22 protein-coding genes and 1 pseudogene are annotated in these 22,281 nt (G+C 63.5%); 18 read left to right on the plus strand and 5 right to left on the minus strand.

The features are described 5' to 3' along the window. Positions 1-46: 46 nt before the first annotated feature. The 3 genes and pseudogenes from AZL_RS22365 to AZL_RS34690 form a co-directional block, all read right to left on the minus strand. Entirely contained in the window at positions 47-1,231 is a 1,185-nt protein-coding gene (locus AZL_RS22365) for an acetyl-CoA C-acyltransferase (protein ID WP_012976717.1), read from the minus strand. Between the two features lie 12 nt (positions 1,232-1,243). Continuing rightward, positions 1,244-2,401, minus strand: coding sequence for a thiolase (locus AZL_RS22370; protein WP_012976718.1), 1,158 nt, complete (start codon positions 2,399-2,401; stop codon positions 1,244-1,246). 257 nt (positions 2,402-2,658) lie between these two features. Next, positions 2,659-3,999: pseudogene (locus AZL_RS34690) on the minus strand (IS1380 family transposase). 458 nt (positions 4,000-4,457) lie between these two features. Here AZL_RS34690 and AZL_RS22390 point away from each other — a divergent pair. The 17 genes from AZL_RS22390 (at position 4,458) to AZL_RS22465 (ending at position 20,496) form a co-directional block, all read left to right on the plus strand. Next, positions 4,458-5,231: an SDR family NAD(P)-dependent oxidoreductase gene (locus AZL_RS22390; protein ID WP_012976722.1), complete on the plus strand. Its 774-nt coding sequence runs from the start codon at positions 4,458-4,460 to the stop codon at positions 5,229-5,231. A 17-nt stretch (positions 5,232-5,248) separates the two neighbouring features. After that, on the plus strand, positions 5,249-6,349 hold the full coding sequence (locus AZL_RS22395; RefSeq protein ID WP_012976723.1) for an acyl-CoA dehydrogenase family protein: 1,101 nt from the start codon (positions 5,249-5,251) through the stop codon (positions 6,347-6,349). Beyond that, a complete protein-coding gene (locus tag AZL_RS22400; RefSeq protein ID WP_247894454.1) occupies positions 6,342-7,553 on the plus strand; it encodes an acyl-CoA dehydrogenase family protein in 1,212 nt (403 codons plus the stop codon). The genes AZL_RS22395 and AZL_RS22400 overlap by 8 nt, the downstream gene beginning before the upstream one ends. A gap of 40 nt (positions 7,554-7,593) precedes the next feature. Beyond that, positions 7,594-8,844 carry a CaiB/BaiF CoA transferase family protein gene (locus AZL_RS22405; RefSeq protein ID WP_012976725.1) on the plus strand — a complete coding sequence of 417 codons (1,251 nt, stop codon included), beginning with the start codon at positions 7,594-7,596 and terminating at the stop codon, positions 8,842-8,844. A gap of 30 nt (positions 8,845-8,874) precedes the next feature. Next, complete coding sequence (locus AZL_RS22410; protein WP_012976726.1) at positions 8,875-9,705, plus strand: IclR family transcriptional regulator; 831 nt, start codon at positions 8,875-8,877, stop codon at positions 9,703-9,705. Positions 9,706-10,006: 301 nt separating this feature from the next. After that, positions 10,007-10,804: an enoyl-CoA hydratase/isomerase family protein gene (locus tag AZL_RS22415; RefSeq protein WP_012976727.1), complete on the plus strand. Its 798-nt coding sequence runs from the start codon at positions 10,007-10,009 to the stop codon at positions 10,802-10,804. A 10-nt stretch (positions 10,805-10,814) separates the two neighbouring features. Next, a complete protein-coding gene (locus AZL_RS22420) occupies positions 10,815-11,612 on the plus strand; it encodes an enoyl-CoA hydratase/isomerase family protein (protein WP_012976728.1) in 798 nt (265 codons plus the stop codon). Between the two features lie 46 nt (positions 11,613-11,658). Further along, positions 11,659-12,630 carry an NAD(P)H-dependent flavin oxidoreductase gene (locus tag AZL_RS22425; RefSeq protein ID WP_042445322.1) on the plus strand — a complete coding sequence of 324 codons (972 nt, stop codon included), beginning with the start codon at positions 11,659-11,661 and terminating at the stop codon, positions 12,628-12,630. A 27-nt stretch (positions 12,631-12,657) separates the two neighbouring features. Then, on the plus strand, positions 12,658-13,797 hold the full coding sequence (locus tag AZL_RS22430) for a thiolase family protein (RefSeq protein ID WP_012976730.1): 1,140 nt from the start codon (positions 12,658-12,660) through the stop codon (positions 13,795-13,797). Further along, complete coding sequence (locus AZL_RS22435; protein WP_012976731.1) at positions 13,797-16,097, plus strand: 3-hydroxyacyl-CoA dehydrogenase/enoyl-CoA hydratase family protein; 2,301 nt, start codon at positions 13,797-13,799, stop codon at positions 16,095-16,097. Before AZL_RS22430 ends, AZL_RS22435 begins: the two co-directional genes overlap by 1 nt. A gap of 15 nt (positions 16,098-16,112) precedes the next feature. Further along, a complete protein-coding gene (locus AZL_RS22440; protein WP_012976732.1) occupies positions 16,113-16,874 on the plus strand; it encodes a DUF2889 domain-containing protein in 762 nt (253 codons plus the stop codon). A 50-nt stretch (positions 16,875-16,924) separates the two neighbouring features. Beyond that, positions 16,925-17,110, plus strand: a complete 186-nt coding sequence (locus AZL_RS36395) for a hypothetical protein (RefSeq protein ID WP_158306008.1) — start codon at positions 16,925-16,927, stop codon at positions 17,108-17,110. After that, the gene (locus AZL_RS22445) at positions 17,073-17,636 is read left to right on the plus strand and encodes an FAS1-like dehydratase domain-containing protein (protein ID WP_158306009.1); all 564 of its coding nucleotides are present in this window, start codon (positions 17,073-17,075) and stop codon (positions 17,634-17,636) included. Before AZL_RS36395 ends, AZL_RS22445 begins: the two co-directional genes overlap by 38 nt. Before the next feature lie 5 nt (positions 17,637-17,641). After that, entirely contained in the window at positions 17,642-18,157 is a 516-nt protein-coding gene (locus AZL_RS22450; protein ID WP_012976734.1) for a hypothetical protein, read from the plus strand. A 9-nt stretch (positions 18,158-18,166) separates the two neighbouring features. Next, entirely contained in the window at positions 18,167-18,946 is a 780-nt protein-coding gene (locus AZL_RS22455; RefSeq protein WP_042445032.1) for an enoyl-CoA hydratase/isomerase family protein, read from the plus strand. An 11-nt stretch (positions 18,947-18,957) separates the two neighbouring features. Continuing rightward, the gene (locus AZL_RS22460) at positions 18,958-19,722 is read left to right on the plus strand and encodes an enoyl-CoA hydratase/isomerase family protein (RefSeq protein ID WP_148219591.1); all 765 of its coding nucleotides are present in this window, start codon (positions 18,958-18,960) and stop codon (positions 19,720-19,722) included. 3 nt (positions 19,723-19,725) lie between these two features. Beyond that, entirely contained in the window at positions 19,726-20,496 is a 771-nt protein-coding gene (locus tag AZL_RS22465) for an enoyl-CoA hydratase/isomerase family protein (protein WP_012976737.1), read from the plus strand. A gap of 37 nt (positions 20,497-20,533) precedes the next feature. Here AZL_RS22465 and AZL_RS37700 read toward each other — a convergent pair whose 3' ends face one another. Beyond that, entirely contained in the window at positions 20,534-21,235 is a 702-nt protein-coding gene (locus AZL_RS37700; RefSeq protein ID WP_012976738.1) for a transposase, read from the minus strand. A gap of 72 nt (positions 21,236-21,307) precedes the next feature. On the opposite strand from AZL_RS37700, the gene AZL_RS22475 reads away from it, so the two are divergent. Continuing rightward, entirely contained in the window at positions 21,308-21,556 is a 249-nt protein-coding gene (locus AZL_RS22475; RefSeq protein ID WP_042445035.1) for a hypothetical protein, read from the plus strand. 165 nt (positions 21,557-21,721) lie between these two features. Here the strand turns inward: AZL_RS22475 and AZL_RS22480 are convergent, their stop codons facing one another. After that, positions 21,722-22,276 carry a histidine phosphatase family protein gene (locus tag AZL_RS22480; RefSeq protein WP_247894455.1) on the minus strand — a complete coding sequence of 185 codons (555 nt, stop codon included), beginning with the start codon at positions 22,274-22,276 and terminating at the stop codon, positions 21,722-21,724. Positions 22,277-22,281 lie beyond the last annotated feature (5 nt).

Below are 22,281 nucleotides of genomic sequence, written 5' to 3' on the forward strand. Positions count from 1 at the left end.
ATGTCGGGAGGGGCTGGCGTGAGAACGACGCGCCGCCCCTGTCTCCTCAATACACCTCGAACAGCGCCGCAGCTCCCATGCCGCCACCAACGCACATGGTGACCACGACATGCTTCGCTCCGCGCCGGCGGCCTTCGATCAGGCCATGCCCAACGAGGCGGGAGCCGGTCATGCCGAAGGGGTGGCCGAAGGCGATGGCGCCGCCGTTGACGTTAAAACGATCAGGGTCGATGCCCAGCTTGTCGCGGCAGTACAGCGCTTGACAGGCGAAGGCCTCGTTCAGCTCCCACAGATCGATGTCGGCGATGCGAAGTCCATGCTTTTTCAACAGCTTGGGGATAGCAAACATCGGGCCGATCCCCATTTCCTCCGGCGCGTTTCCAGCAACCATCATGCCACGGTAAGCGCCTAGCGGCTGCAAGCCCCGTCGTTCTGCGGTCCGAGCATCCATCAGGACGCAGGCGGATGCGCCGTCGGACAATTGACAGGCATTACCGGGCGTTACCGTCCCGCCGGGGAAGACCGGCTGGAGCTTACCCAGATTCTCCCTGGTCGTCGGGCGTGGTCCTTCGTCTGCGCGCAGAACCGTCTCGCGGAAACTGGTTTCACCTGTTTCCCGATCGACAACTGACATCGTTGTGGTTATCGGCACGATTTCGTCGTCGAATTTGCCAGCGGCGACGGCCAACCCGGCGCGCTGCTGCGACTGCAAGGCGAATTCGTCCTGTGCATCGCGCGTAATGCCGTACTTGTTCGCGACGAATTCGGCAGTCTGAAGCATCGGCGTGTAGGCATGACGGACGAGCGCTGCCAGTCCTTCGTCTTTTTCCCGGAAGGCCCAGTCCAGATAGGAGGTTTGCAGCGCCGTGACATTTTCCGATCCGCCGCCCACCACGACATCCATGCCATCGACGATGATTTGCTTGGCGGCGGTGGCAATCGCCATCAGGCCAGACGAGCAGGCTCGATCGATGGTCTGTCCCGACGCGGTGACGCCCAGCCCGGCGGCCAGCGCGGCGGCGCGGCCGAGGTTGCGTCCGGCGGTGCCGCCCGGCAACGACACTCCAATAACGACATCTTCAACCTCGCTCCCTTCTACGCCGGCTCGTTCGACCGCATGGCGGATCACGTGGCCGGTTAGGGTCGGTGACTTGATGGTGTTGAGCGCACCGCGGGTTGCGCGGGCAATGGCCGTCCGGGCCGTGGAAACGATGACTGCTTCACGTGACATAGGGGCCTCGGATTACAGAGTGGCCGCCGTGCCCAGGACGAGAGTCGCCTCGCTGGACAAGGTTCCGCCATTGCCGTGCGCGACGGCGATGGTCGCGTTGGGGACCTGCCGCTCACCCGCGGCGCCGCGCAGTTGGATCACTGATTCAACCATGGTGAATAGGCCGTACATACCCGGATGGACGCAGGACAAGCCGCCGCCGTTGGTATTGACTGGCAGTTCGCCGCCCGGCGCGATGCGCCCGCCCTGTACGAAGCGTCCGCCTTCGCCCTTCGGGCAGAAGCCCAGGTCTTCCAGGAAGAGGATCGTGTTGATGGTGAAGGCGTCGTAGAGGTTTACCACGTCTACGTCGTTATGGCCGATTCCCGCTTGCGCAAAGGCCCGCGGCCCCGATTCGGATGCCGGGGTGACGGTCAGATCGGCCATCTGGTCGATGCCCGCGTGCCAGACCGCCGCCGCGCCGCCCAACAGGTAGACGGGGGACTGGCGCCGGTCGGCCGCACGGTCGGCGCGCGTCATGACGATGGCGGCGGCTCCATCGGTTATCAGACAACAATCGCTGACCGACAGCGGGTCCGACACCATGCGGGAGCGCAGACAATCCTCGACCGTCAATGGCCCTTTCTTGAAGGCGTCCGGATTGAGCTTCGCCCAGGCCCGCGCCGATACCGCCACCTCCGCCAAATGCTCGCGGGTGGTTCCGTACTGGTGCATGTGCCGGGATGTCGCCAGGGCATAGGACGACAGGGGATTCATCGGCCGGTATGGCTTTTCGTAAGCCGACGATTGCCGCAGCGTGACCAGTCCGCCGCCGCCGGTGCGCTGGTTGGAGCCATACATAATGAGGGCTGTGTCGATGTACCCGGCGTCCAGCATCAGGGCGGCGACGATCGCATGCGACAGGAAGGCCGAGCCTCCTGTTCGGTTGCAGTCGGTGTAGCGTGGGCGAATCCCCAGGTATTCGACGGCGGCAAGTCCGGCGAGAGCATCGTCGGGTAGGCAGATGAACAATCCATCAACATCGGGAAGCGTCAGTCCGGCGTCGTCGAGCGCCAGCAGCGCGGCCTTGGTGGCCATGTCGAGAGGGCGATGGCCCGGACATTCGCCGATGCCATAGGTCGCGGCGCCGACAATGGCCGAGCGTCCCCGTGGGAAACGTTCCATGTTCACCGATGTCTCCTCAGGATTGGGGGCGGAGCCGGCATCCGGCCGGGATCCGAAAATAGAACATAGTTCGATTTTATGAACACGATATCGGAGCGGCAACGGCCTGTCCAGACGCCATGGTGACTACATAGCCCGGATCATTCATCGACGTTTTGGAACGGCTGCCCGAAGGCGCGTCGATGGGTGGCGCCAACGGCACGGCATTACGGGGCTGGAGGGTTGCGTGGACAGGTTCGTTCAGGGGCACGTCGCGCTGGCGTTCACGGCGGCAACTTGACGGTGCGGGCGGCCAGCACCGCGAGGCTTTCCTGGTAAGGGAAGCTGGAGGGCAGCGACACCTTGATGCGCGTCACCATCTCGGTGACCCGCGCCGCCACCTTGATGAGGCCGAGGCGCAACGTGTCGAACTGCGCCTCGCGCCAGAACGACGCCTTCGGCGCCAAGCCGCGCAAGGTGTGCAGCAGCCAGTAGGCGGCGGTGTGGATGAGCAACCGGAGCTGGTTGGCGGTTGCCTTGCTGCACGACGTCCGGTCGGAGGCGAGGTGCAGCTTGTGTGCCTTGATCAGGTTCTCCATCTGGCCGCGTGCGCAGTAGATGGTCTCGTACAGCGCCTTGGGCGTGCCGGTCAGGTTGGTGACGATGAACCGGGTGTCGGTGCCTTGGGCCGACGCCTCGATCCGGGCGATGACCCGCCGCTCGACCTTCCAGGTGCGGGCGGCGTAGCGGAACTCGCCGAAACGCCGAACCTTGTCCGCCTCCCCGCCAAGCCGGCCCATGGCGGCGTCCTCGGCCAGATCGGTGACGCGCCCGAGCAGGACCGTGTTGCCGGCCAACCCGAAGACGTAGCGCAATGCGGTTGCGCTCGCATCAGCTCATGGCCTCGTGGCGGCCGTAATGGCTGTCGCCGCGCACGAGGATATCGACGCGCGGCCAGTGGGCGTGGATGGCGCGCACGACGTGGCGCAGCACAAACGCCACCTCGGCACCGTCCGGTGTCTTGCCGGGCTGCAGGATGACGGCGACCGGCTTGTCCGTTGTCGCCTCGTAGATGTGCATCGGCAGGAAGCAGCGCCCATCGTAATGGGTTTGGAAGAGGGACAACTGCTGGGCGCCGTGGACGCGGTCCTCGGTGTCGTCGATGTCCAGCACGATGTGCCGCAGCACCGTGGCGAAGCTGTCGCAGAACAGCTCCACCATGGCGGCCATCATGCGCTTGAGCGCCAGCGGGCCGAGCAGGTTCTCCAGCCGGCGATGGTCGGTTGCGAGCACAGGTCGCCTCCGCTCTCCGGCAGCCGGCCGACCGCCATCTTGAAGGCGGGATCGCTGCGCAGGGTGTCGCAGTCGTTGGCGTCCGGATAGCCGGCGGCGATCAGCAGGGCGTGGAAGCGGATCATCTCCGACAGCGTGTGCTGGATGCGCTCGGGAGCGCGGGGATCCTCTATGCAGCGCGCCAGACGCTCGCAGAACCCAAGCCGCCGGTCGATCTCCGCCAGCAGCAGGACACCGGCGTCGGAGGTGAGACGGCCGCCATCGAAGGCGGCGAGAACCGGCTTGCCGGCAACCAGCGACAAGCCGGGCAGAACCCCGGTACTCTCGGGCATGGCGGGCGTGAACTCCGTTGATCCGTGGTGAGACTGTTTCAGCACCAGAGTCATACACGAATTCAGCGGCTTAACCTCGCGCCCGCCGCCCCAGCTTCAGCTCAGGTGAATTGTCCGGGCTAGGGGGATCCGAAGCCGGGTTGTTGGATTTTGGCGCGACTGTTTGATGGAGGAACTGGCTGACGGATTTCAGATTGGACGCAGCCTCTCAACGCCGCTTTGAGCTCGGCCAATCTGCTTCGCAAAGAGCGGTGGCCATGCGATGCTAGCTCGATGCGGGTCCTGGCGCTTATCGACCTCGGCGCCAGAGCAATAAAATGAACATTGTTTCTATAGATGAACAATGGCATGATCGGCGTATTGCGCAACCCGCTCGTCATGCCGGCTCCTCCCCGGATTGGCAAGGTCTCCTCGTGGCTTGCAGCGGGGCGCCCACATATTCTCTTTGAGGTATATCCATGATTAATCCCATGTCCCTTGAGGGACGTACAATCCTGGTTACCGGCGCAGGACAGGGGATCGGTCGGGCGGTTTCCGACCTTTGCATCGCGCTTGGCGGCACTGTCGCCGGTCTCGACCTCAAGAGTGAAGGGCTTGAAGCCGCGGTTGCCGAGCATGGCTCTCGCTTTCTTCCTCTGGTCGGTAGCGTGACGGATCGGGCCTTTGCCGACGAGGCCGTGCAGAAGGCGGTGGACCGTTTTGGCGGGCTGCATGGTTTGGTGAACAATGCCGGCATCACGCGGCCGGCGATGATCGACAAAATGACCGTCGAGCAGTGGGGCCAGGTCATGGACGTGCACCTGAACGGAGCCTTCTATTTCACCCAGGCGGCTGGCCGTCAGATGCTGGCGCAGGCGAAGGCAGGTTCGAAGACGCCAGGAGCGATCGTGAACATTTCCTCCGATGCCGGTCGTCGCGGGAGCCTTGGGCAGATCAACTATTCTTCGGCGAAGGCCGGGTTGATGGGTATGACGATGACGGCGGCTCGCGAGTGGGCGGCTGCTGGCATCCGCTGCAACGCGGTGTGCTTCGGCGTCGTCGAAACCCCCATGACCGAAACCGTGCGCACCGACGAACGCTTCCGCGCCAAATATTTGGAGCAGATTCCCATGGGGCGTTGGGCGTCGGCGGAAGAGGTGTCGGTTCCGGTGTGTTTCCTGCTTTCCGAAGCGGCGTCCTATGTCACGGGACAGATCCTGTCCGTCAACGGCGGCTTTACCATCGCCACCTGACCGAGGCGCAGGGAACCATGACTAACGAAGACGAGATTTCGGTCCTGCTGCGCGAGAGCGCGGTCGGCTGGTTGGAAGGGCGCGACGTCACTGCCAGCCTGCGGGGCCAGCTCGATGTTCCTCGCCCAGTGAACCGCGCGCAGTGGGGCGAGATGGCCGACATGGGCTGGCTTGCCCTGATGTTGCCTGAGGATTTGGGCGGTTCTGGCCTGGGTCTGCCGGAGGCCTGCGTGTTGGCCGAACTTTTTGGACGTAAGCTGGTGGCCGAACCGTTCGTGCCTTCCGTGGTGATCCCCAGCACTTTGATCGCAGCCTGTACAGGCGAGGGACGGTCGATGCTGGCACGCGCCCTGGCGGGTGGAGAACGGGTACTGACGTTTGCCCATCCGGCTTCTCCGAGCGGCGGTGCGGTCACTCTGTCCGGTTCCGCAATCAGTGGTTCGTTGGAGTCGGTGCCGGCGATCGAAGATGACGGCTTCCTTTTGGTGGTCGCGCAGGACGCCGCCGGCAAGGCAGCGATCGTTGCGGTCGATGCCGCGTCCCCCGGCATCCATATCGAGAAGGCGGCGGCGGGAGCAGGCGCCAGTCTGAGCCGGGTGCGCTTTCAAGAAGCCACGATCCTGTTCGGCGGCGCGCTGCTGTCTGGGGACGGCGCATCGGCCGCGACGGCCGCCGCCGTTGATGCCGGCCGCGTGGCGGTGGCTGCGCAACTGGCAGGATGCGCCGCGGAAGTTCTGGAGAAGACCATCGCCTATGTCGGCGGACGTCAGCAGTTCGAGCGCACGATCGGCAGTTTTCAAACGGTGCAACATCGCTGCGTCGATCTGCACATCGGTGTGATGTTGGCGCGGTCCAGCATCCGGTATGCGGCACGGGTCAAGGAATCGGCCGAACGGACGATGGCCGCCGCCGCGGCCAAGGCGCGGGCGGGCGAGATGGCGCTGAAGGCTGGTCGAACCGCGGTGCAGTTGCATGGGGCCATGGGGTTTACCGAAGAGGTGGACATCGGCCATTACCTGCGTTCGGCGCTCCACCTGTCCTCCTGGCTCGGCACGCCCACAGTGTTGCGGCGGCATTTCCTGTCCGAACGGCGAGCGTTGGAGAGCGCGCATGTCTGAGACCTTCCCGATGAATGGCGCGATCAGCGCAGACCTGGATGCGCTGGACGACGAGACTTTCCGGGGACACCTGCGCACTTGGCTGGAAACCTATTATCCCCAGGAATACCGGCAGGACCACCGGCGCCCGTTCCGGCGTCTTCGCGGAGCCGACCACCTGCGTTGGCTGCGCCTGCTGCATGAGCATGGCTGGCGGGCTCCGGCATGGCCACGGGAGTATGGCGGGCTTGGCCTGTCTCTGGGGAAGCAGCTCATCCACAGCGAAGAGTTCGAGCGGATCGGCGTGGCGAGGGTCATCGATCTGGGCGAGGCGCAACTCGGCCCTGTGCTCATGTACTATGGCACCGACGAGCAAAAGCGCTACTACCTGCCGCGCATTCTGTCGGGCGAGCATGTGTGGTGCCAAGGCTATTCCGAACCGAACGCTGGTTCCGATCTGGCGTCCCTGCGTACCAAGGCAGACCGGGACGGCGAGCACTTCGTGGTCAATGGCCAGAAGATCTGGACCACTCATGCCAACGATGCCACGCACATCTTCCTTTTGGTGCGGACAGGGCGTTATGAAAAGAAGCAACAGGGCATCAGCTTTATTTTGGTTGACCTGAAAACGCCCGGGATCACCGTGCGCCCGATTAACAATCTCGCAGGCGAGGATGAGTTCTGCGAGGTGTTTTTCGACGATGTCCGGGTCCCGGTCGCAAATCTGGTCGGTGAACTCGACAAGGGCTGGTCGGTGGCCAAGACTTTGCTTGGCCATGAACGGATTTGGCTTGGTTCACCGGCGCTTGCCGGTAAGGCGCTGGCGCTTGCCGAACGTCTGGTCGAGGAGATGGGGCTAGCCGACGACCCGGCTACCACCGATCGCCTGGCCGAGCTTGCCGCCGACATGCACGACTATCGTCGATTGTATGCGGACATCTGCGATCTCGCGGCCCGTGGGGGAGAGCTTGGTCCCGAAGTTTCCGCGCTCAAGATCTTCGTTTCCGAACTGCTCCAGCGCATCACCGAATTCAATGTCGATGTCGTTGGGGAGCGGGGAGGGGTGATCGGCGATATCCGGGTTGGCAACACAATCGCCGACCTGCATTGGCAGTTCATGATGGCGCGGCCCGTTACGATCTTCGGCGGAACGAACGAGGTCCAGCGCGACATTATGGCGCGCGCGGTGCTGGGCATGGGAGTGGGCGGTAGCCGTTCCGTGTGAATCTGTGCGCAACCTTTGATCAGGACGAAGGAAGAGTATTATGGGCTTGCAATCGGCGAATACGGGCGGCGGAGCGCTGGCGGGAATTCGGGTTCTCGATCTGTCGCGGGTTGTGGCTGGACCGTACGGCGCCCAGATTCTTGGCGATCTGGGGGCGGATGTCGTCAAGGTCGAGCGCCGGGGCGAGGGCGACGATTGCCGGCGCGTCGGCCCGCCCTGGATGAAGAATGCGGACGGCAGCGATAACACGGAAGAATCGACCTATTTCCAGTCCGTCAACCGGAACAAGCGCTCGATCACCGTTGACTACGCCCGGCCGGAGGGTGCCCAACTCGTCCGCGACCTGGCGGCACAGTCCGATGTCTTCATCGAAAACTACCGACCCGGTACCCTGGAGAAATATGGGCTGGGTTATAAGCGTCTGCGTCAGCTCAACCCACGCCTGATCTACTGTTCACTCACCGGATTCGGTCAGACCGGCTCCTATGCGCCGCGGTCTGGCTACGACTATCTGGTGCAGGCGATGGTCGGGGTCATGTCGGTCACCGGTATGCGCGACGGCGAACCCGGCGCGGCGCCAACCCGCGTCGGGATTCCGATTGCGGACATCGTCACCGGTCTGTTCAGTGCGATCGGCGTGCTCGGTGCGCTTCATCATCGGCATGAAACGGGAAAAGGACAGTATGTCGATGTATCTCTGTTCGACTCGCAATTAGGGGTGATGCTCAACACCTTTTCGGCTTGGTTCAATGCCGGGGTTGCATTGGGACGCACCGGCAATGACCATCCGAGTGCGGCGCCGTACGGGGTCTTTCCGGTCGATGACGGTCACCTGCTGATCGCCACCTTCAACGATCGCGAGTTCGTTCGACTGGCGCGTGCCCTGGGGCATCCAGAGTGGGCCGACGATCCGCGCTTCTTCAAGATGAGTGCCCGTGTCGCCAACCGCGAGCCGCTGAAACAGGCGGTCGCTGCGGCGTTGCGCGGACGGACGAAGGCGGAGTGGGTGGCGATCCTGAACGAAAACACGGTGTCCTGCGGCCCCATCAATGAGATGGGTGACCTGGAACTCGATCCCCATGTGGCGGAGCGGGCGCTGGTCATCGAGCAGCAGCATCCTGTTCTGGGCATCGTGCGGACGGCAGCCAGCCCAGTTCGACTGTCGGAGTCGCCGCCGACCTACCGATTGGCGCCGCCGCTGCTTGGGGAGCATAATGACGAAGTGCTTCGCGAATGGCTCGGATTGGAGCCGGATCGGGTGGACGCCCTGAAGCGCAACGGTGCGATCTGACTCTCCTCTTACCGGATCGGATCACCGAGCATGGAACTTCAGAATGAACAGCACATGGAGGCCGTGGACGGCCGCAACGGCGACAATGACGTTGCTGGCGGTCCCCGTTCCACACAACGCCTCCTGAAGATACTGGCGCTTCTTGCGGCGACTCGGGACGACCTCAGTCTGAGCGAACTGAGCCAGGAACTGGTCGCGCCGAAAAGCAGCTTGCTGAACTTGCTGCGGCCGCTGGTGGCGCAGGATTTTCTTGTACTGCATAACAACGGGTATCGGTTGGGGCCGAGCGCTTTCCTTCTGGCGGCGACAATCATGGAACGCTGGTCGAGCACCGCTCATCTGCGTCCCTACCTTGATGAATTGGCGCGGCGGAGCCACGAGACGGTCACGCTCGCCATCCTGGACGGTGACCGTAAGCGGGTGGTCTTCACGCTCGTCATCGACAGCTCGCAACCGCTGCGTTATGTCGTGCCGCCGGGCAGCAGCGCGCCGTTGTTCTGCACAGCGGCCGGTCGGGTCTTTTTGGCATTCGGGGATCGCGGTTGGCGGGACTCTTACCTGTCCGATACGCCTTTGCGGCGGCGGACACCGGATACGATAACCAGCGTACCCCGCCTCAACGCCATTCTCGACGAGGTTACGGTGACCAAGGTGGCGAGCAGCATCGGCGAGACCGTGCCACGCACGTCGGCGCTTGCCGCGCCTGTTTTCGGGCCGGACGGCGAAGTCGCAGCTGCTCTCGGTCTTTCCGCCCCGGCGGAGCGGATGGATGAGCATTTCGCCTTTTTTTCCGACCTCCTGCGTCAGATCGCGGCGCGTGCCTCAGGCTCCATCCATGTGGTTACGGAGGGGGAGTTATAGCGTGGCAGCACTGATCCGACGGGATGTTCAAGCCCTGAGGTGCTCGATTATAACTGATATCTAATCAGTTATTCTCATTCGATTGCATATGGTTGATACTGGAAAAGCGGCTTTCCTCCAAAAAAATTCAATTTAGGTAATAGGTTGCGGAACGTGTGCTGATGAACTAAAGTGTTTGTTAAGCTGACTATTGCTCAGTTCTCACGGATGGTGCGAACAAAGGGCCGGCGCACAATTTGGCGTGCCGACCAGCCAGTCGTATCCGACCCATGCCTCAAGATCGATGCGAGGAACGCGCGCGATGGAATTCGCCAAATACGAAACGATCCGGTTCGAACGCCGGGACCGGGTGCTTACCGTGATCTTCAATCAGCCGGAGAAGCTCAACTCCTTCATTGAGCGCTCCCATACCGAGCTCTCGACCGTCTTTTCGGACGTGGCCGAAGACCCTGAGAGCGACATCATCGTCGTGACGGGTTCGGGCCGCGCGTTCAGCGCCGGCGGCGACATTCTGGGTATGCAGCGTCTGCGCGATACCCCGGTCGAGTTCTACAAGGGGATCCGGGAGGCGAAGAAGGTTGTTTACAGCCTGCTGGATTGCGATAAGCCGGTCGTCGCCAAGGTCAATGGCGACGCCATAGGCCTGGGTGCGACGGTCGCGCTGTTTTGCGACGTCGTCATTGCGACAGAAGAGGCACGTCTTGCGGACCCCCACAACAATGTCGGTCTGATCGCCGGTGACGGCGGTCAGATCATCTGGCCGCAGTTGATCGGCTATGCGCGGGCCAAGCATCATCTTTTCACCGGGGAGAAGATCAACGGCAAGAGGGCTGCCGAGATCGGGCTCATCCATGCTGCGGTTCCGGCTGCCGAACTTGATGCAGCCGTTGACGCCTATGTCGATCGCCTGAGCCGATTGCCGGCCCAATCCCTGCGCTGGACCAAGGCCACAGTGAACATTCCTTTGAAGCAATTGGCGCATGCGCTCATGGATGTCGGCATGAGCTACGAGGGACTGGCGTCGATGACGACGGCCGATCACGGCGAAGCCATCAAGGCATTCGCCGAAAAGCGTCAGCCAAAGTTCGTGGGTCGTTGAGGGACGCCGGATGATGTCGGAGGAACGCGCGCCGGTCGTGTTGTCCGTGGCGGACGGCATAGCCGATATTCAGTTCAATCGGCCGGAAGCGCTCAACGCCATAAACGTCGCGGCGGCCCGCGCGTTTCGGGATGCGGTGGAATTGGCGGCCAGCGATGGATCCGTTCGGGTCATCCTGCTGTCCGGCGCCGGTCGAGCCTTTGTCGCTGGGGGAGACCTCACCTACTTCCGCGACGCCGGTGCTGATGCGTCCAAAGCGGCGACGCAATTGATCGAGCCGATGCATGCCGCGATCTTGCGCTTGCGGTCGGCGCCGCAGCCTGTCGTCGCCTGCCTCCAGGGAGCGGTTGCCGGTGCGGGTATGAGCGTGGCCTTGGCGGCCGATCTTGCCGTCGCCGCCGATGACGTGGCGTTCAACATGGCCTATGTCCGGGTTGCCGCCACGCCGGACTGTTCCGCTTCCTGGACGCTGCCGCGCCTGCTCGGCATGCGCAAGGCTATGGAAGTCGCCCTGCTCGCCGACACGATCCGCGCGGATGAAGCGTTGCGGCTCGGTCTCGTCAATCGAATCGTGCCGCGGGCCGAGCTGGACAGTGAAACGCGCAATCTCGCGCGCCGACTCGCCGACTCTGCGCCGCTCGCCGTGCAAGGCATCAAGCGGCTGCTGACAGCGAGCCTCGACACCTCCCTCGCCGCCCAACTCGATGCCGAAGGGGCGTCCTTCGTTCGGGCGGCGGGAACCCGGGATTTTCATGAGGCGCTGGCGGCGTTCTTCGAGAAGCGCGCGCCGCGGTTCGTAGGGCAATGAAAGGAACACGGCAGTGACCACAAGCGAAGCGCTCGATCGGCCAACCATCACGACTCGCGTGACGGAGCAATTCGGCATCCGCTACCCGATCATCCAGGGCGGGATGATGTGGGTCGGCCGTGCCGAACTGGCTTCGGCGGTTTCCAATGCCGGAGGGCTCGGCATTCTCACCGCGCTGACCCAACCGACCCCCGACGCGCTCGGCTCCGAGATCGAGCGGTGCCGCAAGATGACAGATAAGCCGTTCGGCGTAAACCTGACCATGCTGCCCTCGGCGAATCCGCCGCCATACGAGGCGTTTCTCGACGTCATCATTGGCACGGGCGTCAAGGTGCTGGAAACCGCAGGCAACGCGCCCAGGGCATTCTTCGACAAGGCCAAGGCCGGCGGTCTGACGATCGTCCACAAATGCACCGCGGTTCGTCACGCTCTGTCTGCCGAACGCAACGGCGTCGATATGATCTCGATCGACGGTTTCGAATGCGCCGGCCATCCGGGCGATGACGACATCGGCGGCCTGATCCTGATCCCGGCGGCGGTGAAGGCGCTGCGCATTCCGGTGATCGCATCGGGCGGCATCGGCGACGGGCGGGGCATGGCGGCGGCGCTGGTGTTGGGGGCCGAGGGCATCAACATGGGCACCCGCTTCTGTGCGACCAAGGAGGCGCCGATCCACGATAATATCAAAATGGCGATGGTTCAGCGGACCGAGCGGGACACCAACCTCATCCTGCGGACACTGGGAAACACGGGGCGTTGCCTGAAGAACCCCATCTCCGACGAGGTGGTGACCATGGAGCGCCGCGAAGGCGGCGTCCGTTTCGAGGAGATCCATCACCTTGTCGCCGGCGCGCGTGGTCGCAAGGCGCTGGAGACCGGCGACGTGAATGACGGGCTCATCTGGGGCGGCCAGGTCGTCGGGCTGATCGACGATATCCCATCCTGCGAAGAGCTGCTCGAGCGCATGGTCGGCGAATGCCGCACGCAACTTGCCGCGGCAGCCTCCTTCTTCCGCTGATTCTCGTCTCGCCGACCAAGGAGCCCGATGATGACTCGTGACGCCTATATCGCCGCCTATGTGCGCTCTCCATTTACCTTCGCGCGCAAGGGTGCCCTGGCCGGCGTCCGGCCCGACGACCTCGGCGCGCATGTTGTTCGGACGTTGCTCTCCCGCACCGGCGTGCCAGGTGACGCGATAGAAGATGTGATTTGGGGATGCGCCTTCCCCGAAGGAGAGCAGGGCATCAATCTGGGCCGCGTCGTCGGGTTGATGGCCGGGTTGCCCGAGGCGGTCAGTGGGGCTACGGTCAACCGCTGGTGCGGATCGGCCATCCAGGCGGTGCAGATGGCCGCGGGCATGCTGGCGATGAACGCGGGCGACGCCTTCATCGCCGGCGGTACGGAATGCATGTCGCGTGTGCCGATGATGGGATTCAACCTGTCCCCGCATCCGTCCTGGACTATGGATCAGGTGGCTGATTTCTGCAATGTCGGCCTGACCGCCGAGCGCGTGTCGCGGCTTTACGGAATTTCCCGGGAGCAGCAGGACCGTTTCGGCTTGAGCAGCCAGTTGAAAGCGGTGGCGGCCCAACGCGACGGCCGTCTTGCGGCGGAGATCGCGCCGATTGAGGTCGGGGGGCAACCCGTCGATACGGACGGCTGCGTGCGGGAAACCTCGCTGGAGAAGCTCGCCTCCTTGAAGCCTTGCTTTCTGGAAGGCGGGACCGTCACGGCCGGCACGTCGAGCCCAATGACCGACGGTGCGACGGCGCTGCTGATTGCGTCGGCCGAGTTCCTGAAGACCCATAATCTGACACCGCTCGCCCGGATCGCTTCTTTTGCCGTTTCGGGTTGTGCGCCGGGCATCATGGGCATGGGGCCGGTGGAGTCGAGCCGGAAGGCTCTCAAGCGTGCGGGCATCGGCATGCATGATGTGGACGTGGTGGAGATGAACGAGGCATTCGCCTCGCAGGCCGAGGCTTGCCGGCGCGAGTTGGAGATCCCCGAGGAGAAGCTCAACATCGATGGTGGCGCGATCGCTTTGGGGCATCCCTTGGGGGCGACCGGCGCCCGTCTGCTCGGAAAGGCATCCTTGATCCTGAAACGCACCGGCGGCCGTTATGGACTGGCAACACAGTGCATTGGCGGCGGCATGGGCGTCGCCATGGTCGTGGAGGCTGCGTGATGGCGATGATCCGCAAGGCGGCCGTGATTGGGGCTGGAACCATGGGCTCCGGCATTGCCGCTCAGTTCGCCAATGCCGGTGTTCCGGTGGCGCTGCTCGATATGGCGCAGGACGGGGTGGCAGACCGGCGGTTTCTTACCCGGCAGGCGATCGATCGCCAAATGAAGGCAGGTGGCTTCATGCATCCCTCCGCCGCCGCTCTGGTCACCCCCGGACACATCGACGATGATCTTGCGTTGCTGGCGGATGCCGACTGGATCGTTGAGGCCATCATCGAGGATCCTGCCATCAAGCAGTCCCTGTTCACCCGGATCGAGGCCGTTCGCAAGGCGGGAGCGATCGTTTCCTCCAACACCTCGACCCTGTCGCGCGCCCGGCTGTGCGCAGGGATGCCGGAGGCGTTCGTCAAGGATTTTGCCATCACGCATTTCTTCAACCCGCCGCGACACATGCGACTGCTGGAGGTCGTCGGCGTCGCCGAAGACGCTGCGGTGGTGCGGGCGGGGGAGGCATTGCTTGGGAAGAGCGTTATCGTCTGTCGTGACACCCCAGGCTTTATCGCCAACCGGATGGGCTGCTACTGGATGGCGATGGCCGCCATGGAGGCGATGGCTCATGGCCTGAGCGCCGAGGACGCCGACGCCGTCGCCGGTGCACCCTTCGGAGTGCCGCGGACCGGCATCTTCGGCCTCTTCGATCTGGTCGGCATCGACCTGGTGCCGCTGGTCTGGGGAAGCCTGATCGACACGCTGCCCGAGAACGATGGTCTGCAACGCTACGCCATCACCGCCGACGCGACGTTCCGGTCGATGATCGCAGAAGGCCGTTTTGGCAAGAAGAGCAAGGGAGGTTTCTATCGGCAGTCCCCCGAGGACCGAAAGAGGCGGGAGGTGGTGGATTTCGCCTCGTTGACATACCGACCTGAACAATCCGAGCCGCCGGCCGCTCTAACCGCCGCAGGCAACGATCTAAGGCGTCTGTGCGCCGATGACGATCCTTGCGGACGCTATGCTTGGACGGTGCTCAAGCGCATCGTGGGCTATGCCAGCGCTGTCGCACCCGAGATTGCCGATGACGTGACCGCGATCGATACGGCGCTCGAACTGGGCTATGGCTGGCGCCGGGGGCCGTTTGCGCTGGCCGATGCGGTTGGCACGCGCTGGCTGGCGGATCGGATGCAGGCCGAGGGCGAGGCGGTTCCGCGCCTGCTCGAGCTGGCCGCCGCCGCCGATGGATTCTACGCTGACGGTGGGCGGACGGTGACGCGCAGCGACGGGTCGCGGGCGCCGAAGCGGCGGAGGGCGGGTACGTTGGCGCTGTCCGACGTCAAGGACAACGGGGCGCCGGTGCGGCGTAACGAATCGGGGGCCTTGTGGGACATTGGCGATGGCGTCGCCTGCCTTGAGCTGACAACCAAGCTGAATATCGTTGATGATGGGGTTTTCGACCTGATAGAAGAGACTTTGGAGGCGGTGCCGGCCGGTTTCCTGGGGCTTGTGATCGGGAACGACGATCAGCGTGCGTTTTCGGCCGGAGCCAGCCTCGCGGTTCTGCTGGAGCGTATCGAGCGGGGAGATTTTGCGGGGCTTCGCTCTTTCGTCGCGCGTGGCCAACGCAGCTTTCAAGCACTCCGGCATGCTCCTTTTCCGGTGGTCGGCGCTGCGTTCGGGCTGGCGCTTGGTGGGGGCTGTGAACTTCTGCTGCATTGCGATAGAATCGTCGCCCATGCCGAACTGACGGCTGGCCTACCCGAGGTGAATGTCGGGTTGATACCTGCCTGGGGCGGCTGTGCTCAAAGGCTGCTGCGCGCCATGTCCGACGATGGAGTGAAAGGACCTGTCGCCTGCCCGGTTCGGGTGTTCGACGGGGTCGCGGCGGCCAAGCTGTCGTCGTCGGCACTCGATGCCCATGCGGATGGCATCCTGCGTGCGAGCGATCTTATCGTCATGAACCGCGCCCATCTACTGCACCGCGCCCGCGATGAGGCCGTCCGGCTGGCACGCGGCTATTCGCCGCCAGGCCCGGCCGAAATCATGTCGCCCGGTCTGACCGGGTTGGCGTCACTGATGAACGGTATCCATGGCGAACGCCAAGCCGGCCGCATCAGCGATGCGGACGTCGCTGTCCGTACCGTATTGTCGCGGGTGTTGACAGGTGGTGGCGCCGATGCGACGCGCCCGGTGTCGGAAGACACGATCTATGCTCTCGAACTCGACGGGGTGATGGAACTGGCCCAAACAGCGACGACCAAAAGCCGGATCGAACACATGCTGAAGACTGGAAAACCTCTGCGCAATTGAAGGAAAGGGTTCCGCGTGGTTTTGAAAACAGTTCCCTTTCAAGGGTGCTTCCGGCGCCTCATCGATATGCGGAGTTGGGATTCCGAGACGGTTGTCATATGGCTGGAGGATGATTTCCATCATTTCGGCCTGACCGTGGTGCATGACGGCACAATGGTCAGAGATGTGCGATCGGTGTCGCTGCGCACTCCGTGGACGAGTTGTCGGTCGGCGGTGGAGCCCCTGCGAGCCCTTATCGGCCAGCCGCTCGTCGCGAGACCTTCGGATGTCGGGCGTCTGATTGAGATGCGCCTTCAGTGCACGCACTTGTTCGATCTCGCCGGGCTAGCGCTCGCGCATGCCTTGGATGGGCGCGAGCATCGGCGGTACCATGCGACGGTGGAGAAGGTGGGGGCGCCCGACGAATATCGGCGACGCGCGGTTCTGCGCCAGGACGAGGCGCCCGTGATGACGTGGGAACTGACCGGTGCCAGCGATATCGTTGGTCCTGCCCCCTATGCCGGCCACTCGACCGACCGCGGCTTTCGCGAATGGAGCGAGTCCATGGAACTGAGGGAAGCCGAGAGGGCGTTCGTCCTGCGCCGTGCCGTCTTCGTCTCGGGTGGACGAACCATCGTATACGATGGTTCCTTGACAGCTGCCGATGTGGAGGTCGCAGCAGTTTGTCACGCATACCAGCCAACGCAACGACCACTTGGCATCCGCTACGGCACGCATATCGTTCCGCACGATGCCGGACCCGAAGGCATGCTCTCGCAGGTGAACACCAAGCCTTGAAACCAAGCTGGGGCGCTGTCCGGCTCGCGGAACGGGAACATCCATGCCATATGGCGAGCTTCGATCACTCCTGTCAGGCATGCGTGCCTGTGCCAAACCTGTTATCCGCGCTGATCATGCGGATGCAAACGGCAATCTACGGAGCATCGCTGTCGGCCGGCTTCACCCTATTTGAATCCTATCTGAGCGATGGCGGCTATGACAACGCATCCTATCGAGTATCCCAAGACTATTGAGGGTTGGGAGGGCTTTTCCATAGAAGCCGATTCGGATTTGGTGGTGGAGCGCGGCGCAATCGACCACTGGCTCGAGGCGGTTCGAGACGCAAATCCGATATATTGGCACGATGCGGTGGCCTCGGAAATCGCCGGTGGCATCGTCGCCCCGCCGCCGATGGCGCTGGCATTCACCACGAGTTACCGCTGGTCGCCGAAACATCCGGCCGAAATATGGGACGTGCATGGCGTGGAGGCGCCGGAAACCCGGGCGCCTCTTCGTCTGCCCCTGGAGGTGCATTTCGCCCTCAAGGAGTTCACGGGCCTGAAGGAGGGGATCGCCGCAGGCATCGAGAGCGAGTTCTACGAACCGCTGCGGCTTGGCGACCGGTTGACGGTGAATGCGCGTATTCTCAGTATCGGCGAAGAGCGCACCAACCGCCTTGGCACTGGGCGGTCCTGGACCGTCGAGGTGCGGTATTCGAACCAGCGCAAGCAGTTGGTAAGCATCGAGCGCTATCGCTTCTTTTCCTACAACAGGATGTGATGATCATGGCAACAAGCTACCACTCCCTGACTGCGGATCGGGTGAAGGTGGGTGACCGATTGCCGGACTTGCGTATTCCGGTGACGGCAACCACCATTGTGCTTGGGGCATCCGCATCGCGCGACTGGCAACCGCAGCACCATGACTTCGCATGGGCCAAGCGGATCGGCACGCGGGATATCTTCCTCAATGCTCCCACCCAGGGCGGTTGGATCAGCCGTTACATCACGGACTGGGCCGGTCCCATCGCGCGGTTGGCGCGCATGGCTTACCGGATGAAGATCTCGATTTGTCCCGGAGATCTGATGGTGCTATGCGGAACGGTGACTAAAGTTGACAAGGACCGGACCGGCTGCGTTTGGATCGACGTGACTGTCGAAGCGCGTGTTGGTGAGACGCTGTGCACCAGTGTGGCGGTCACCGTGTCCCTGCCGGAAGCCATCGGAGCGGAGTCCCCATGGACAAGATCGGCCGACCGTTGGCTGGTCGGCGAATTGCCGCCCGTCACTGAAACGAAGTAGACCGTGAACATGCAGCAGGACATCGTCAGGCTGGAGCGTCAGGGGGCCGTGGCGGTTCTGACGCTCGACCATCCGGAACGGCGGAACGCTCTCAGCCAGGCGATGCGGGAAACGCTGCTGGTACGGCTACGGGCTCTCGGCGATCCGCAGGAGTGCTGTCGGGCCATCGTTCTGACCGGGAGCGGGGGGCATTTCTGCGCCGGCGGCGACCTGTCGGAGATGGAGCCGCGCAGTGCGCTGGAGATCCGCCATCGGATGTCACTGCTGGGGGACATCGTCCGTGTGCTGGTCAGCGGGCCTCGTCCGGTCGTCGCTGCGGTCGAGGGTCATGCGGCCGGGGCGGGTCTGGCACTGGCTTCTGCCACCGACTTTGTCGTCGCCGCGGAAGACGCGCGCTTCAGCACTGCCTTCGTCAAGGTGGCGGTTGTTCCGGATACCGGGATCCTGTGGTCGCTTGCGCAGAAAGTCGGAGCGGGGCGAGCCCGCGAGTTGCTCCTGCAAGCGGGCCAGATCGACGCACGGTGCGCGTTCGAGTTGGGGCTGGTCGGCAAAATGGTGGCGCCGGGTGCGGCCAAGGCGGCGGCTGTCGAGGTGGCGCAGGCGCTCGCTCGGTTTCCGCCGGCCGCCGTCGCCCTGTTGAAGGCAGCTCTTGCCGGTGGATGCGACACCCTGGAGCAGACCTTCGAGACCGAAATCAATCTACAGCCGGTTCTGCGGGCGTCCTCCGACCATCTGGAGGCCGTTAAGGCATTTCTCGAGAAGCGCAAGCCCGCATTCACTGGGCGGTGAGGGGTACTGCCGTGGCCGACCGTATCGACGTTTCCATTGATGATCTCGTGCCGCTGCGCCGTGACGGTGCGGTGTGCGTGCTAACCATGACTTATCCTGAACGGAGGAATGCCTTTTCATCCGCGATGCGGCGGGCTCTGCTGGATCGCTTCGATCACCTGATGCACAATGATCCAGAATGCCGGGCCATTGTGCTGACTGGAGCCGCAGGGTCCTTTTGTGCCGGTGGAGATCTGTCCGAAATGAAGGAGCGGCCGGTCATTTTGGCGCGGCAGGTGTTTGAAGTTCCGCGTGATCTGGTGAGAACCATGGTTTGCGGACCGAAGCCGATTGTGGCCGCCGTCGAGGGTGTGGCATTCGGGGCTGGGCTGTCTCTGGTCTGTGCATGTGACCATGTGGTGGCGGCCACCGACGGCCGATTTTGTGCAGCCTTCCTCAAGGTCGGGCTGTTGCCTGATACTGGCATCCTGTGGACTCTCCCACGCCGGGTTGGTTTCGCCAAGGCCAGGGAACTGATGCTGTTCGCCTCCGAAATCGATGGAATGGCCGCGCAGGAGTTGGGGCTGGCCGACCTAGCGGTCCCTCCGGGCGCTGCCGTTTCCGAGGCGCTTAAAGTCGCTCACGCCTTTGCGGCTTTGCCGGCGGCGGCTGTCGCCTGTCTCAAGAATGCGCTGGGCGAAGCTGGTGATTCGCCGGACGAGGCGATGCGTGTGGAGATCGATCACCGCGCCGCTCTGCATTGTCTGGCTCCTGTATCGGCCAAGGAGAGGTCCTGAGCGATGTTCGGACAGCTATCGCTGCGGCGTGAGGGTGCGGTTGCGATTATTGAGTTCGACTACGGAGATGACGGCCGTGCCCTGTTTGGCCGACTCACAGCGGAGGCCTTGCTGGCCATGATCGGGGTGCTGGACGTCGACCAGGCATGCCGGGCGGTGATCCTGGTCGGGCGTGGCGCCGACTTCTGTCCGGGCGGCGATTGTGGCGAACGCGGACCATCGGATCTGATCGATGCCCGCAACAGGGGGCGTCTGGCTACAGACCTTTTCCGCGCACTGTCGCGGGCATCGAAACCGATCGTCGCGGCTGTCGAAGGACGGGTGGTCGGGGTCGGCCTGTCCTTGGTGGCGCTATGCGATTGGGTCGTCGCGGCCACCGATGCGACGTTCCGGTCCGATGCGATCCAAGCCGGAATGCTGCCGGATCTTGGCCTGCTCTGGAGCCTGTCGCAGCGGGTGGGGATGGCGCGTGCGCGTCAAGCGATGCTGTCGGGGATGGTCATCGGAGGGGAGGAGGGGAGAAGGATAGGCATCGCCACCGAAGTCGCGCCATCTGGTGAGGCGCTTGCGTTGGCGCTGACTGCGGCCTATCGCTATGGCGCGTTGCCGCCCGTCGGGGTGGCTCTGGCCAAGGCAGCTTTGTTCAACGGTACGCGCTCCTTTGATCGGGCCACACGTCTGGAATTGGACCTCGGCCCCTTGGCCCGGCAGAGTGCCGACCATGGGGAAGCTATCGCAGCCTTCTTGGAGAAACGGCCTCCGAGTTTGACCTGAACCGCTCGGGGGTTGTCGGAAGGTCATTGTTCGTGAGTCATGCCGCTATGGGCATTGCCTCCCGGTCGGCATGATAACGTCGCTCGGCCTCTGCTGGCAGAATATTTCCGATGGGTTCGAGCAGGCGCCTGTTGTTGAACCAATCAACCCATTCGAGGGTAGCGTATTCGACGGCCTCGAAGGATTTCCAAGGCCCGCGTCTGTGGATGAGCTCGGCCTCATAGAGACCGTTGACGGTTCCGGCCAAGGCGTTGTCATAGGAATCGCCGACGCTGCCGGCGGAAGGTTCGATGCCCGCCTGCGGCCACAGACGGAGCCGGGTGTCGAGCTGGCGCGGCCGCGAGCCGTTGCGGTAGGTGGTGCGCGTGTCGGTGCGTTCATGGCGATCAGCGCCGATCAGCGCCTCGACCTCGAAGTCTATCAGCCGGTGCAACGTGTGCTCGGCGACCGAGCGCAGGAAGTCGCCGTCTGCGCTCTTATGGATTTGCTCGATCAGTGCCATTCTGTCGTCGGTCATCGTCGTGTCCTTGGTCCTGGTCGCGTATCGCAACTTGACCTTACCGAAGATGTGCGATGACCACCTCCTGCCGCCAAACACACCGCCTGCGAGGCGGAGGATCGGGCGCTCTTCCACCACGCCCATGGACGTTACCCTTGCCGGAGCCTGTGGACCATCGATCCGGCACCAGAAATCCATAAATACGAAGATTGTTCCGTTATACGAATATCCGCTTGCCATCTATGTTTGCTGGCAATACAATCAATTTTCATGAACGATGTGCGCTATCCTGTTCTCGGAGGAGGCCTCGGTATGCAGATCATTGCCATCAAGAACGTGTATGGCCAGCGGCCTGCCGCTACGGGGCGCCGCATCCATCAAGCCCCTTTTCCGCTTGTGTGTTCATGTATTCTTGCGATCGCTCTGCTTGCGACGGCTTTGTATACGACTAGGCTGGCCGACCAGATGCCGGAGATGGCATCGGCTGACAAATGGGTTGTTACGGCATCGGTGGTTGTTCATCAGACGCCAACGGGCATCGATAGTATGTTCAAACGGTGAAGGTCGCGCCTTGGCTTGGGGAAGGCCTGGCAGGGGTGCCCACCGGGCGTTAGCAAGCCGCCCCCGCATGCGCGAAGAGCCGGACCGGCTCATGGGGATGGCTGGTGCCGAGATCGCACCGCGAGCAGGTAGAACCGTTCACGTTCACCCCGCAACGGACAGATCTTATTCCAGCGCCAGCAGCGGTCCGAAGGCAACCTCCAGGCTGGTCTGGTGCAGACCGATCTTGGCCGGGTTGCCGGGGGTCAGGTTGGTGGCGCGGATCAGCCGGCGCCGGATCAGGCCGTCGGCGACGTCGATGTCCAGAATGTTGACGCAGCCGTAATCCTGTTCGAAGCCGCGCAACCCGTTCAGTCCGGCGCCGCAGGCCCAGGACAGCAGCATCCTGTTGACCCCGTCATGGGCGACCAGCGCCAGATGCGTCCAGTCCGGTTCGCGCAGCAGACGGCCGAGCCCGGACACCGCCCGCTCATAGACTTCGGCGAAGCTGTCGCCGCCGGCGAAACGGGCGCCATCCAGGGCGGCATCCTCGAAGCCGTAGACATAGGCGGCCTCGCGCTTGTCCTTGGCGATCCCGGCGAGGCGGCCGGCGCGGATCTCCAGGAAGGCCGGTTCCTCCTCCACCGTCAGGCCGCGGCCCTCGGCCAGCAGGTCGGCGGTCTGGCGGGTGTGTGCGTATTTCGGCGAATTCGCCCAGGCGTTTCGGTTGAAAGCGCCCACCGTTT

Origin of the sequence: Azospirillum sp. B510 (genome assembly GCF_000010725.1) — a bacterium.
GTDB lineage: Bacteria > Pseudomonadota > Alphaproteobacteria > Azospirillales > Azospirillaceae > Azospirillum > Azospirillum lipoferum_B.

Coding starts and splice junctions, on each gene's coding strand:
- AZL_RS22435 (WP_012976731.1), top strand. CDS start 13,797: ATGGCGATGATCCGCAAGGCGGCCGTGATTGGGGCTGGAACCATGGGC.
- AZL_RS22415 (WP_012976727.1), top strand. CDS start 10,007: ATGGAATTCGCCAAATACGAAACGATCCGGTTCGAACGCCGGGACCGG.
- AZL_RS22395 (WP_012976723.1), top strand. CDS start 5,249: ATGACTAACGAAGACGAGATTTCGGTCCTGCTGCGCGAGAGCGCGGTC.
- AZL_RS22410 (WP_012976726.1), top strand. CDS start 8,875: ATGGAACTTCAGAATGAACAGCACATGGAGGCCGTGGACGGCCGCAAC.
- AZL_RS22405 (WP_012976725.1), top strand. CDS start 7,594: ATGGGCTTGCAATCGGCGAATACGGGCGGCGGAGCGCTGGCGGGAATT.
- AZL_RS22455 (WP_042445032.1), top strand. CDS start 18,167: ATGCAGCAGGACATCGTCAGGCTGGAGCGTCAGGGGGCCGTGGCGGTT.
- AZL_RS22475 (WP_042445035.1), top strand. CDS start 21,308: ATGCAGATCATTGCCATCAAGAACGTGTATGGCCAGCGGCCTGCCGCT.
- AZL_RS22390 (WP_012976722.1), top strand. CDS start 4,458: ATGATTAATCCCATGTCCCTTGAGGGACGTACAATCCTGGTTACCGGC.
- AZL_RS22465 (WP_012976737.1), top strand. CDS start 19,726: ATGTTCGGACAGCTATCGCTGCGGCGTGAGGGTGCGGTTGCGATTATT.
- AZL_RS22445 (WP_158306009.1), top strand. CDS start 17,073: ATGACAACGCATCCTATCGAGTATCCCAAGACTATTGAGGGTTGGGAG.
- AZL_RS22420 (WP_012976728.1), top strand. CDS start 10,815: ATGATGTCGGAGGAACGCGCGCCGGTCGTGTTGTCCGTGGCGGACGGC.
- AZL_RS22400 (WP_247894454.1), top strand. CDS start 6,342: ATGTCTGAGACCTTCCCGATGAATGGCGCGATCAGCGCAGACCTGGAT.
- AZL_RS22430 (WP_012976730.1), top strand. CDS start 12,658: ATGATGACTCGTGACGCCTATATCGCCGCCTATGTGCGCTCTCCATTT.
- AZL_RS36395 (WP_158306008.1), top strand. CDS start 16,925: ATGGCGAGCTTCGATCACTCCTGTCAGGCATGCGTGCCTGTGCCAAAC.
- AZL_RS37700 (WP_012976738.1), bottom strand. CDS start 21,235: ATGGCAAGCGGATATTCGTATAACGGAACAATCTTCGTATTTATGGAT.
- AZL_RS22365 (WP_012976717.1), bottom strand. CDS start 1,231: ATGTCACGTGAAGCAGTCATCGTTTCCACGGCCCGGACGGCCATTGCC.
- AZL_RS22450 (WP_012976734.1), top strand. CDS start 17,642: ATGGCAACAAGCTACCACTCCCTGACTGCGGATCGGGTGAAGGTGGGT.